Annotated in this window: 8 protein-coding genes and 1 pseudogene; all 9 read left to right on the top strand. The window is 50.2% G+C overall.

What is annotated here, in order from left to right; translation table 11 throughout:
- Nucleotides 1-200, top strand: a pseudogene (tuf, locus tag LC431_RS25555) (elongation factor Tu); the annotation flags it as partial.
- A gap of 253 nt (nt 201-453) precedes the next feature.
- Nucleotides 454-837, top strand: a complete 384-nt coding sequence (secE, locus tag LC431_RS25550) for a preprotein translocase subunit SecE (protein ID WP_013577415.1) — start codon at nt 454-456, stop codon at nt 835-837.
- Nucleotides 837-1,382: a transcription termination/antitermination protein NusG gene (nusG, locus tag LC431_RS25545; protein WP_013577414.1), complete on the top strand. Its 546-nt coding sequence runs from the start codon at nt 837-839 to the stop codon at nt 1,380-1,382. Before secE ends, nusG begins: the two co-directional genes overlap by 1 nt.
- Before the next feature lie 178 nt (nt 1,383-1,560).
- A complete protein-coding gene (gene rplK, locus LC431_RS25540) occupies nt 1,561-1,989 on the top strand; it encodes a 50S ribosomal protein L11 (protein WP_013577413.1) in 429 nt (142 codons plus the stop codon).
- A gap of 3 nt (nt 1,990-1,992) precedes the next feature.
- On the top strand, nt 1,993-2,697 hold the full coding sequence (gene rplA, locus LC431_RS25535; RefSeq protein WP_013577412.1) for a 50S ribosomal protein L1: 705 nt from the start codon (nt 1,993-1,995) through the stop codon (nt 2,695-2,697).
- A 337-nt stretch (nt 2,698-3,034) separates the two neighbouring features.
- A complete protein-coding gene (gene rplJ, locus LC431_RS25530; protein ID WP_013577411.1) occupies nt 3,035-3,532 on the top strand; it encodes a 50S ribosomal protein L10 in 498 nt (165 codons plus the stop codon).
- Nucleotides 3,533-3,598: 66 nt separating this feature from the next.
- Nucleotides 3,599-3,964, top strand: a complete 366-nt coding sequence (gene rplL / locus LC431_RS25525; protein WP_013577410.1) for a 50S ribosomal protein L7/L12 — start codon at nt 3,599-3,601, stop codon at nt 3,962-3,964.
- Nucleotides 3,965-4,296: 332 nt separating this feature from the next.
- Entirely contained in the window at nt 4,297-8,325 is a 4,029-nt protein-coding gene (gene rpoB / locus LC431_RS25520; protein WP_013577409.1) for a DNA-directed RNA polymerase subunit beta, read from the top strand.
- Between the two features lie 91 nt (nt 8,326-8,416).
- The gene (gene rpoC / locus LC431_RS25515) at nt 8,417-12,637 is read left to right on the top strand and encodes a DNA-directed RNA polymerase subunit beta' (RefSeq protein WP_013577408.1); all 4,221 of its coding nucleotides are present in this window, start codon (nt 8,417-8,419) and stop codon (nt 12,635-12,637) included.
- Nucleotides 12,638-12,746: the final 109 nt, after the last annotated feature.

Below are 12,746 nucleotides of genomic sequence, written 5' to 3'. Positions count from 1 at the left end.
CACAGTTCTACTTCCGTACAACTGACGTGACCGGTACTATCGAACTGCCAGAAGGCGTTGAGATGGTTATGCCTGGTGACAACGTGAACATGGTTGTTACCCTGATCCACCCAATCGCGATGGATGATGGTCTGCGTTTCGCAATCCGTGAAGGCGGCCGTACTGTAGGTGCTGGTGTTGTTGCTAAAGTTATCGCTTAATCGCTGATAGTTTTTTGTCACTATTCGTTGACGTAATACACACTAAAAGGGCATCATTCGATGCCCTTTTTTCTACGCTGTGGCGCTAGAACCTATCTCATCAGCGATTTATACGTCATAATCACTGGTGAGATAGGCTCTGAGATATAGCGTAAAACACCGAATTGCGCTCAAGTAGAGCATCGATCGGTTTGGTTTGCCTCGCAATGCGAGGCAAAGTTGTTTGTTCTGAATCATTGTGACGGGTTGGTTTATGAGTGCGAATACCGAGGCTCAAGGGAGCGGGCGCGGCCTGGAAGCGGTAAAGTGGCTGATTGTTGCCGTTTTGTTGGTTGTAGCTATTGTCGGTAACTATTATTACCGTGCATACAGCCTGCCGTTACGCGCGTTAGCCGTAGTTGTTATTATCGCAATTGCAGGCGCAGTGGCTTTACTGACCACTAAAGGCAAGGCGACGGTCGCGTTTGCTCGTGAAGCGCGTACTGAAGTACGTAAAGTCATTTGGCCAACGCGCCAGGAAACATTGCATACCACACTGATCGTTGCTGCGGTAACTGCCGTTATGTCACTGATTCTGTGGGGGCTGGATGGTATTTTAGTCCGCCTGGTATCTTTCATTACTGGCTTGAGGTTCTAATGTCTGAAGCACCTAAAAAACGTTGGTACGTCGTTCAGGCGTTTTCTGGCTTTGAAGGCCGCGTAGCACAATCGCTGCGTGAGCACATCAAATTACATGACATGGAAGAACTGTTTGGTGAAGTCATGGTTCCAACCGAAGAAGTGGTTGAGATTCGTGGTGGCCTGCGCCGTAAAAGCGAACGTAAATTCTTCCCAGGTTATGTGCTGGTACAGATGGTGATGAATGACGCCAGCTGGCACTTAGTTCGCAGCGTTCCTCGTGTTATGGGCTTCATTGGCGGAACGTCAGATCGTCCTGCACCAATCAGCGATAAAGAAGTTGATGCGATCATGAATCGCCTGCAACAAGTGGGTGATAAACCACGTCCTAAAACGTTGTTCGAACCAGGTGAACTGGTACGTGTTAATGACGGTCCGTTTGCGGACTTCAATGGTGTGGTCGAAGAAGTTGATTACGAGAAAAGTCGCCTGAAAGTGTCTGTTTCCATTTTTGGCCGTGCAACACCGGTTGAACTGGACTTCGGTCAGGTTGAAAAAGGCTAACAACAACGTTCTAAACATTCATTAGAACAGATGTTGTACAAGGCGCGAAATTGAACTATAATTTCGCGCCTTTTGTTTTTATGTGCAGTCTCAGCACATAAATTACAAAGAACAAAGTACTGTAAATAACGGGGAGCCTCTTCAAACAGGCGATATCACCCAAACGAGGATATTTACCATGGCCAAGAAAGTACAAGCCTACGTTAAGTTGCAAGTTGCAGCTGGTATGGCAAACCCAAGTCCGCCAGTTGGTCCAGCTTTGGGTCAGCAGGGTGTGAACATCATGGAATTCTGTAAGGCGTTCAATGCTAAGACTGATAGCATGGAAAAAGGCCTGCCAATTCCTGTTGTTATTACTGTTTATTCTGACCGTTCTTTCACCTTCGTTACCAAAACCCCTCCTGCAGCAGTACTGCTGAAGAAAGCGGCTGGTATCAAGTCTGGTTCCGGCAAGCCGAACAAAGACAAAGTGGGTAAAGTAACGAGTGCTCAGGTTCGTGAAATCGCAGAAACCAAAGCTGCGGACATGACCGGTTCTGACGTTGAAGCGATGACTCGCTCCATCGAAGGTACTGCTCGTTCCATGGGCCTGGTAGTGGAGGATTAATAAATGGCTAAGCTGACCAAGCGCATGCGCGTGATCCGTGACAAAGTTGATGCTACTAAACAGTATGACATCACCGAAGCCGTTGCTCTGCTCAAAGAGCTGGCCACTGCTAAATTCGTAGAAAGCGTTGACGTTGCTGTTAACCTCGGCATCGACGCTCGTAAATCAGATCAAAACGTTCGCGGCGCAACCGTACTGCCACACGGCACCGGTCGTTCTGTTCGCGTTGCCGTCTTCACCCAAGGTGCAAACGCTGAAGCTGCTAAAGCTGCAGGCGCTGAACTGGTAGGTATGGAAGATCTGGCTGACCTGATCAAAAAAGGCGAAATGAACTTCGACGTTGTAATCGCATCTCCAGATGCAATGCGCGTTGTTGGCCAATTAGGTCAGGTTCTGGGCCCACGCGGTCTGATGCCTAACCCGAAAGTTGGTACTGTAACGCCTAACGTTGCTGAAGCGGTTAAGAACGCTAAAGCAGGCCAGGTTCGTTACCGTAACGACAAAAACGGCATCATCCATACCACTATCGGTAAGGTTGATTTCGAATCCGACAAGCTGAAAGAAAACCTGGAAGCTCTGTTGGTCGCTCTGAAAAAAGCGAAGCCTTCCCAGGCTAAAGGCGTTTTCATCAAGAAAGTAAGCCTGTCCACTACCATGGGTGCGGGTCTTTCTGTTGATCAAAGCGGCCTGAGCGCAACAGTTAGCTAATTAACTGCTGACGTTTATCGCTTTACGCGGGCGATAGATTTGTCTAGAATCTATGGCCCGTTGTTTCGTTAATGCGAAACCAAGATTTTTCGGTTGGAGTCTGGCCTATCCAGACCTCCGTCCAAGACCGCAGGTGCCCTGAAAGGGGCTTAATCCTTCCTGCGTAGACGGTGACAGAGCCTGAAGAAAATATTTCTTTGTCTTTTTTATAAAGAATTAAGATTTGTCTTTGCTGGATTCTCTGCTCACCGTGTTTGTACGCTTGTTATCGATTCTCGATGACAAGTGATGTGAGTTCCGGGGGTTTTCCCCGGCTAAATCCAGGAGCAAAAAGCTAATGGCATTAAATCTTCAAGACAAACAAGCGATTGTTGCTGAAGTCATCGAAGTAGCCAAAGGCGCGCTGTCTGCGGTTGTTGCGGATTCTCGTGGCGTAACTGTAGATAAAATGACTGAACTGCGTAAAGCAGGTCGTGAAGCTGGCGTTTACATGCGTGTTGTTCGCAACACCTTGATGCGTCGCGTCGTGGAAGGTACTCAGTTTGAGTGCCTGAAAGACACGTTTGTCGGTCCAACCTTGATTGCATTCTCTACTGAACACCCAGGCGCTGCTGCCCGTTTGTTCAAAGATTTCGCTAAAGCGAATGCAAAATTTGAGGTTAAAGCTGCGGCCTTTGAAGGTGAGTTTATCTCTGCGGCTCAAATTGACCGCTTGGCAACTCTGCCTACTTACGAAGAAGCAATCGCACGCCTGATGGCAACCATGAAAGAAGCCTCTGCAGGCAAATTGGTTCGCACTCTGGCTGCTGTACGCGATCAGAAAGAAGCTGCTTAATCAGCCTTTTTTATCTCGTTCATTTGCTTACGTATAAACTATTTCTGAATTCTAGGAACACTTGAAATGTCAATCACTAAAGAACAAATCATTGAAGGCGTTGCAGCTCTGTCTGTAATGGAAATCGTTGAACTGATCTCCGCTATGGAAGAAAAATTCGGCGTTTCTGCTGCTGCTGCTGTTGCAGGTCCTGCTGCTGCTGCTGAAGCTGTTGAAGAAAAAACTGAGTTCGACGTTGTTCTGGCCGCTGTTGGCGCGAATAAAGTTGCAGTTATCAAAGCTGTTCGCACCGCGACTGGCCTGGGTCTGAAAGAAGCGAAAGACCTGGTTGAGTCTGCTCCAGCAGCTCTGAAAGAAGGCATCAGCAAAGACGACGCTGAAGCTCTGAAAAAATCTCTGGAAGAAGCTGGTGCTTCTGTTGAAGTTAAGTAAGTTTAACTTCCCGGAGTGCAGCCTGTTCTAACAGGCTGATGGCTGGTGACTTTTTAGTCACCAGCCTTTTTGCGCTATAGAGTGTCAGTGGTGTTTCACACTGTTTGAGCACTGAACTACTCTAATATCTCTTTCTATAGACGCCTTAATATATTGTTGCCTCTTGCTGTAGCTCATCTACAGATAACGCACAACGAAATGATTTAAGAGTGGTAGAAAACAGATATTGCGGGAAGCGTTTCTGCTTTCCGGTCGACATAAACGGTGTTGCATGAACTGTCCTTCTCAGGGCAGACAAGATTGGGTCACTGATCAGCGAGCTGAGGAACCCTATGGTTTACTCCTATACCGAGAAAAAACGCATTCGTAAGGATTTTGGTAAACGTCCACAAGTTTTGGACATTCCATATCTCCTTTCTATCCAGCTTGACTCGTTCCAGAAGTTTATCGAGCAAGATCCGGAAGGCCAGTACGGTCTGGAAGCTGCATTCCGTTCTGTATTCCCTATCAAGAGCTACAGCGGTAACTCTGAGCTGCAATACGTTAGCTACCGTCTTGGTGAGCCTGTATTCGACGTTAAAGAATGCCAGATCCGTGGTGTGACGTTCTCCGCGCCACTGCGCGTAAAACTGCGCCTGGTAATCTACGAACGTGAAGCACCAGAAGGTACGGTCAAAGACATCAAGGAACAAGAAGTCTATATGGGCGAAATTCCGCTCATGACCGAAAATGGTACCTTTGTGATTAACGGTACTGAGAGGGTTATCGTATCTCAGCTGCACCGTAGTCCGGGCGTATTCTTCGACAGCGATAAGGGTAAAACCCACTCTTCGGGTAAAGTGCTTTATAACGCGCGTATCATCCCTTACCGCGGTTCATGGTTAGATTTCGAGTTTGATCCGAAAGACAACCTGTTTGTACGTATTGACCGTCGCCGTAAATTGCCTGCGACCATCATTCTGCGTGCATTAAATTACACGACTGAACAGATCCTTGACCTGTTCTTTGACAAGGTGACTTACCAGATCCGCGACAACAAGTTGCAGATGGAACTGGTACCTGAGCGCCTGCGTGGTGAAACAGCTTCCTTTGATATCGAAGCTGACGGCAAAGTCTATGTAGAAAAAGGCCGCCGCATCACTGCCCGTCATATTCGTCAGCTTGAAAAAGACGAAATTCAGCGCATCGAAGTTCCTGTTGAATACATCGCAGGGAAAGTGGTCTCTAAAGACTACATCGACACCAATACCGGTGAGCTGATCGTCCCGGCTAACATGGAATTGTCTCTGGACCTGCTTGCTAAACTGAGCCAGTCCGGTCACAAAACCATTGAAACGCTGTTCACCAATGACCTCGATCATGGCGCGTACATGTCCGAGACCATTCGCGTCGACCCAACCAGCGATCGCCTGAGCGCACTGGTTGAGATCTACCGAATGATGCGTCCTGGTGAGCCACCAACGCGTGAAGCGGCGGAAAGCCTGTTTGAGAACCTGTTCTTCTCTGAAGATCGTTACGACCTGTCTGCTGTAGGTCGTATGAAGTTCAACCGTTCTCTGTTGCGTGATGAAATCGAAGGTTCAGGTATCCTGAGCAAAGACGACATCATTCAGGTAATGAAAAAGCTGATCGGCATTCGTAACGGCCAGGGCGAAGTGGATGATATCGACCACTTGGGCAACCGTCGTATTCGTTCCGTCGGCGAAATGGCTGAAAACCAATTCCGTGTTGGTCTGGTTCGTGTTGAGCGTGCTGTTAAAGAGCGTCTTTCTCTGGGCGACCTCGACACACTGATGCCTCAGGATATGATCAACGCTAAGCCGATTTCGGCTGCGGTGAAAGAATTCTTCGGCTCAAGCCAGTTGTCACAATTTATGGACCAGAACAACCCGTTGTCCGAGATCACGCACAAGCGTCGTATCTCTGCATTGGGCCCGGGCGGTTTGACCCGCGAACGTGCTGGCTTTGAAGTTCGAGACGTACACCCGACTCACTACGGTCGCGTATGTCCAATCGAAACGCCAGAAGGTCCAAACATCGGTCTGATCAACTCCTTGTCTGTCTATGCACAGACCAATGAGTACGGTTTCCTGGAAACCCCTTACCGTCGCGTGCGTGATGGTCTGGTGACTGATGAAATCAACTATCTGTCTGCCATTGAAGAAGGCAACTTCGTAATCGCTCAGGCGAACTCCAACCTGGACGAAGAAGGGCGCTTCATTGAAGACCTGGTCACTTGTCGTAGCAAAGGCGAATCAAGCCTCTTCAGCCGCGATCAGGTTGACTACATGGACGTTTCCACCCAACAGGTTGTATCCGTTGGTGCTTCATTGATTCCATTCCTGGAACACGATGACGCCAACCGTGCATTGATGGGTGCGAACATGCAACGTCAGGCAGTTCCAACTCTGCGCGCTGATAAGCCGCTGGTTGGTACTGGTATGGAACGTGCTGTAGCGGTTGACTCCGGTGTGACTGCCGTAGCCAAACGTGGCGGTATTGTTCAGTACGTGGATGCATCCCGTATCGTTATTCGTGTTAACGAAGAAGAGATGTACCCGGGCGAAGCAGGTATCGACATTTATAACCTGACCAAATACACCCGTTCTAACCAGAACACCTGCATCAACCAGATGCCGTGTGTGAATCTGGGCGAGCCAATCGAGCGCGGCGACGTGCTGGCAGATGGTCCGTCTACAGATCTTGGCGAACTGGCTCTGGGTCAGAACATGCGTGTCGCGTTCATGCCTTGGAACGGTTACAACTTCGAAGACTCCATCTTGGTCTCCGAACGTGTTGTGCAGGAAGACCGCTTCACGACCATCCATATCCAGGAACTGGCATGTGTGTCCCGTGACACCAAGTTAGGGCCTGAAGAGATCACCGCTGACATCCCTAATGTGGGTGAAGCTGCGCTCTCCAAACTGGATGAATCCGGTATCGTTTATATCGGTGCTGAAGTGACCGGTGGTGACATTCTGGTGGGTAAGGTAACGCCTAAAGGCGAAACCCAGCTGACGCCAGAAGAGAAACTGCTGCGTGCGATCTTCGGTGAGAAAGCGTCTGACGTTAAAGACTCTTCTCTGCGTGTACCAAACGGCGTGTCCGGTACGGTTATCGACGTGCAAGTCTTCACCCGCGATGGCGTGGAAAAAGACAAGCGTGCGTTGGAAATCGAAGAGATGCAGCTGAAGCAGGCGAAGAAAGACCTGACTGAAGAACTGCAGATCCTGGAAGCCGGTCTGTTTGCACGTATCCAGTCTGCGCTGGTTGCTGGCGGTGTTGAAGCTGACAAGCTGGGCAAATTGCCTCGCGATCGTTGGTTAGAACTGTCACTGACTGACGAAGACAAACAGAATCAGTTGGAACAGCTTGCTGAACAGTACGACGAACTGAAATCCGAGTTTGAGAAAAAACTCGAAGCTAAGCGTCGTAAAATCACTCAGGGCGATGATCTGGCACCAGGTGTGCTGAAAATCGTTAAAGTGTATTTGGCCGTTAAACGTCAAATCCAGCCTGGTGACAAAATGGCAGGCCGCCACGGTAACAAAGGTGTTATCTCCAAGATCAACCCGATCGAAGATATGCCTTACGATGAAAACGGGACTCCTGTTGATATCGTACTGAACCCGCTGGGCGTTCCATCACGTATGAACATTGGTCAGATTTTGGAAACCCACCTGGGTATGGCCGCGAAAGGTATTGGTGAAAAAATCAATGCCATGCTGAAGAAACAGGAAGAAGTTTCTAAGCTGCGCGAGTTCATCCAGCGTGCCTATGATCTGGGCGACGACGTACGTCAGAAAGTGGATCTGACCACCTTTACCGATGACGAAGTATTGCGTCTGGCTGAGAACCTGAAAAAAGGTATGCCAATCGCGACACCAGTCTTCGACGGTGCGAAAGAGACAGAGATCAAGCAACTGCTTGAAATGGGCGGAATCCCAACCTCTGGTCAGATCACACTGTTTGACGGCCGTACCGGCGAGCAATTCGAGCGTCAGGTTACCGTCGGCTACATGTACATGCTGAAACTGAACCACCTTGTTGACGATAAGATGCACGCGCGTTCTACCGGTTCTTACAGCCTTGTTACTCAGCAGCCGCTGGGTGGTAAAGCTCAGTTCGGTGGTCAGCGCTTCGGTGAGATGGAAGTGTGGGCACTGGAAGCATATGGTGCCGCATATACCCTGCAGGAAATGCTGACTGTTAAGTCCGATGACGTGAATGGCCGTACTAAGATGTATAAAAACATCGTAGATGGCGATCATCGTATGGAACCAGGCATGCCGGAATCCTTCAACGTACTGTTGAAAGAAATCCGTTCTCTGGGTATCAACATCGAGCTGGAAGACGAGTAAGTACTCGAATTCGCACTGATCACAGGGGCACCTGCCTGTTAATCAATACAGACCAGGTGCCTAACAGGTCTAACCCGACGGGAGCCAATCCGTGAAAGACTTACTAAAGTTTCTGAAAGCGCAAACTAAGACCGAAGAGTTTGATGCGATCAAAATTGCTCTGGCATCGCCAGACATGATCCGTTCTTGGTCTTTTGGTGAAGTTAAGAAGCCAGAAACCATTAACTACCGTACGTTCAAACCAGAACGTGACGGCCTTTTCTGTGCCCGTATTTTCGGACCAGTAAAAGACTACGAATGCCTGTGCGGTAAGTACAAGCGTTTAAAACATCGCGGCGTGATCTGCGAGAAGTGCGGCGTTGAAGTGACCCAGACTAAAGTACGCCGTGAGCGTATGGGCCACATCGAACTGGCTTCCCCGACTGCACACATCTGGTTCCTGAAATCGCTGCCATCGCGCATCGGTTTGCTGCTGGATATGCCACTGCGTGACATCGAACGTGTTCTGTACTTCGAATCCTATGTGGTTATCGAAGGCGGCATGACTAACCTCGAAAAACGCCAGATCCTGACTGAAGAGCAGTATCTGGATGCGTTGGAAGAGTTTGGTGATGAGTTCGACGCGAAGATGGGTGCGGAAGCAATTCAGGCTCTGTTGAAAAACATGGACCTGGAAGCAGAGTGCGAGCAACTGCGTGAAGAGTTGAACGAAACCAACTCCGAAACCAAACGTAAGAAGCTGACCAAGCGTATCAAGCTGCTGGAAGCGTTCGTTCAGTCTGGTAACAAACCAGAGTGGATGATCCTGACTGTGCTGCCGGTACTGCCGCCAGACTTGCGTCCATTGGTTCCGTTGGACGGCGGCCGTTTCGCAACGTCAGATCTGAACGATCTGTATCGTCGCGTTATCAACCGTAACAACCGTCTGAAACGCCTGCTGGATCTGGCTGCGCCAGACATCATCGTACGTAACGAAAAACGTATGCTGCAAGAAGCGGTAGATGCTTTGCTGGATAACGGCCGTCGCGGTCGTGCAATCACCGGCTCTAACAAGCGTCCGCTGAAATCTCTGGCAGACATGATTAAAGGTAAACAGGGTCGTTTCCGTCAGAACCTGCTGGGTAAACGTGTCGACTACTCGGGTCGTTCCGTTATCACCGTAGGTCCATACCTGCGTCTGCACCAGTGTGGTCTGCCGAAGAAAATGGCACTGGAACTGTTCAAACCGTTCATTTACGGCAAGCTGGAACTGCGTGGCCTGGCCACCACCATCAAAGCCGCTAAGAAAATGGTTGAGCGCGAAGAAGCTGTCGTTTGGGATATCCTGGACGAAGTTATCCGCGAACACCCGGTACTGCTGAACCGTGCACCAACCCTGCACCGTTTGGGCATCCAGGCGTTTGAACCGGTTCTGATCGAAGGTAAAGCAATCCAGCTGCACCCGCTGGTTTGTGCGGCATATAACGCCGACTTCGATGGTGACCAGATGGCTGTTCACGTACCGTTGACGCTGGAAGCCCAGCTGGAAGCGCGTGCGTTGATGATGTCTACCAACAACATCCTGTCACCTGCGAACGGCGAGCCAATCATCGTTCCTTCTCAGGACGTTGTATTGGGTCTGTACTATATGACCCGTGACTGTGTTAACGCCAAAGGCGAAGGCATGGTTCTGACTGGTCCTAAAGAAGCTGAGCGTATTTATCGCGGCGGTCTGGCCTCTCTGCATGCGCGTGTCAAAGTGCGTATCACCGAAGAGATCAAAAATACCGAAGGCGAAGTTACGCACAAGACGTCGATTATCGACACGACTGTCGGTCGCGCCATCCTGTGGATGATCGTGCCAAAAGGTCTGCCGTTCTCGATCGTCAACCAGCCTCTGGGCAAAAAAGCTATCTCCAAAATGCTGAACACCTGTTACCGCATTTTGGGCCTGAAGCCGACCGTTATTTTTGCTGACCAGATCATGTACACCGGTTTTGCTTACGCTGCCCGTTCAGGCGCGTCAGTAGGTATCGATGACATGGTAATCCCTGCGAAGAAAGCAGAGATCATCGAAGAAGCAGAAACCGAAGTTGCTGAAATCCAGGAACAGTTCCAGTCTGGTCTGGTCACTGCTGGCGAACGCTATAACAAAGTGATCGACATCTGGGCTGCGGCCAACGAACGTGTTGCTAAGGCAATGATGGAAAACTTGTCTGTTGAAGACGTCGTCAACCGTGACGGTGTTGTTGAACAGCAGGTTTCCTTCAACAGTATCTTTATGATGGCCGACTCCGGTGCGCGTGGTTCTGCTGCACAGATTCGTCAGCTGGCTGGTATGCGTGGCCTGATGGCGAAACCAGATGGTTCCATCATTGAAACGCCAATCACCGCGAACTTCCGTGAAGGTCTGAACGTACTCCAGTACTTCATCTCTACTCACGGTGCTCGTAAAGGTTTGGCGGATACCGCACTGAAAACGGCTAACTCCGGTTATCTGACCCGTCGTCTGGTTGACGTGGCACAGGATCTGGTCGTGACCGAAGACGACTGTGGTACTCACGAAGGCATCATGATGACTCCTGTCATCGAAGGTGGCGACGTTAAAGAACCACTGCGCGAACGTGTGCTGGGTCGTGTGACTGCAGAAGATATCCTCAAGCCGGGTACGGCGGATATCCTGGTTCCACGTAACACCCTGCTTCACGAGAAGACGTGTGATCTGTTAGAAGAGAACTCTGTCGACAGTGTGAAAGTACGTTCAGTCGTAAGTTGCGAAACCGACTTTGGTGTGTGTGCAAACTGCTACGGTCGCGACCTGGCACGTGGTCACATCATCAACAAAGGTGAAGCGATCGGTGTTATTGCAGCACAGTCCATCGGTGAGCCGGGTACCCAGCTGACGATGCGTACGTTCCACATCGGTGGTGCGGCATCTCGTGCGGCAGCAGAATCCAGCATTCAGGTTAAGAACACCGGTACCATTAAGCTGAGCAACCACAAGCATGTTAGCAACTCTAACGGCAAACTGGTTATCACTTCCCGTAACACTGAGCTGAAATTGATCGACGAATTCGGTCGTACCAAAGAAAGCTATAAAGTGCCTTACGGTTCCGTGATGGGCAAAGGTGATGGCGCATCTGTTAACGGCGGCGAAACCGTGGCTAACTGGGATCCGCATACTATGCCAGTTATCAGTGAAGTGAGTGGTTTCATTCGCTTTGCCGACATGGTGGATACTCAGACCATTACCCGCCAGACCGACGACCTGACCGGTTTGTCTTCTCTGGTGGTTCTGGACTCTGCAGAGCGTACCGGTAGCGGTAAAGATCTGCGTCCTGCACTGAAAATCGTTGATGCTAAAGGCGACGACGTATTGATCCCAGGTACTGATATGCCTGCTCAATACTTCCTGCCAGGTAAAGCGATTGTTCAGCTGGAAGATGGTACTCAGATCCACTCTGGTGACACCCTGGCGCGTATTCCTCAGGAATCCGGCGGTACCAAGGACATCACCGGTGGTCTGCCACGCGTTGCTGATCTGTTCGAAGCACGTCGTCCGAAAGAGCCTGCAATCCTTGCTGAAATCAGCGGGATCATCTCCTTCGGTAAAGAAACCAAAGGCAAACGTCGTCTGGTAATTTCTCCGTTGGATGGCAGCGATGCTTACGAAGAAATGATTCCTAAATGGCGTCAGCTGAACGTGTTCGAAGGCGAAGTTGTGGAACGTGGTGACGTCGTATCTGACGGCCCTGAGTCTCCGCACGACATTCTGCGTTTACGTGGTGTTCACGCGGTTACCCGCTACATCACCAACGAAGTGCAGGAAGTTTACCGTCTGCAAGGCGTTAAGATTAACGATAAACACATCGAAGTTATCGTTCGTCAGATGTTGCGTAAAGGCACCATCGTTAGCGCTGGTGGCACTGACTTCCTGGAAGGCGAGCAGGCAGAAATGTCCCGCGTTAAAATCGCTAACCGCCAGCTGGAAGCTGAAGGCAAAATCACGGCGACCTTTACCCGTGATCTGCTCGGTATCACCAAAGCCTCTTTGGCGACCGAATCCTTCATCTCTGCAGCGTCGTTCCAGGAAACCACGCGCGTTCTTACCGAAGCCGCTGTTGCGGGTAAACGTGATGAACTGCGTGGCCTGAAAGAGAACGTTATCGTTGGCCGTCTGATCCCAGCCGGTACCGGTTACGCTTATCACCAGGATCGTGCACGCCGTAAAGCACAAGGCGAAGTGCCAGTTGTACCGCAAGTCAGCGCGGATGAAGCAACGGCTAACCTGGCTGAACTGCTGAACGCAGGTTTCGGTAACAGCGACGATTAATCGTCTTCTGTCGAAACGCATAGAACCGCTCCTTCGGGAGCGGTTTTTTTTTGCCTGAAGTGTGCGAGTTGAAACGATCTGAAAAGAGGAGCCGGAACAGGGAACTGGA

Source organism: Rahnella sp. GSA61A, from assembly GCF_019969905.1.
GTDB classification, from domain to species: Bacteria; Pseudomonadota; Gammaproteobacteria; order Enterobacterales; family Enterobacteriaceae; genus Rahnella; species Rahnella aceris.
The sequence above is the reverse complement of the archived record's forward strand: the minus strand, read 5'-3'. Positions and strand labels throughout refer to the sequence as shown.

Bases quoted from the DNA above. Each gene is read 5' to 3' on its own strand.
- secE (WP_013577415.1), top strand. From the start codon at position 454: ATGAGTGCGAATACCGAGGCTCAAGGGAGCGGGCGCGGCCTGGAAGCG.
- nusG (WP_013577414.1), top strand. From the start codon at position 837: ATGTCTGAAGCACCTAAAAAACGTTGGTACGTCGTTCAGGCGTTTTCT.
- rplK (WP_013577413.1), top strand. From the start codon at position 1,561: ATGGCCAAGAAAGTACAAGCCTACGTTAAGTTGCAAGTTGCAGCTGGT.
- rplA (WP_013577412.1), top strand. From the start codon at position 1,993: ATGGCTAAGCTGACCAAGCGCATGCGCGTGATCCGTGACAAAGTTGAT.
- rplJ (WP_013577411.1), top strand. From the start codon at position 3,035: ATGGCATTAAATCTTCAAGACAAACAAGCGATTGTTGCTGAAGTCATC.
- rplL (WP_013577410.1), top strand. From the start codon at position 3,599: ATGTCAATCACTAAAGAACAAATCATTGAAGGCGTTGCAGCTCTGTCT.
- rpoB (WP_013577409.1), top strand. From the start codon at position 4,297: ATGGTTTACTCCTATACCGAGAAAAAACGCATTCGTAAGGATTTTGGT.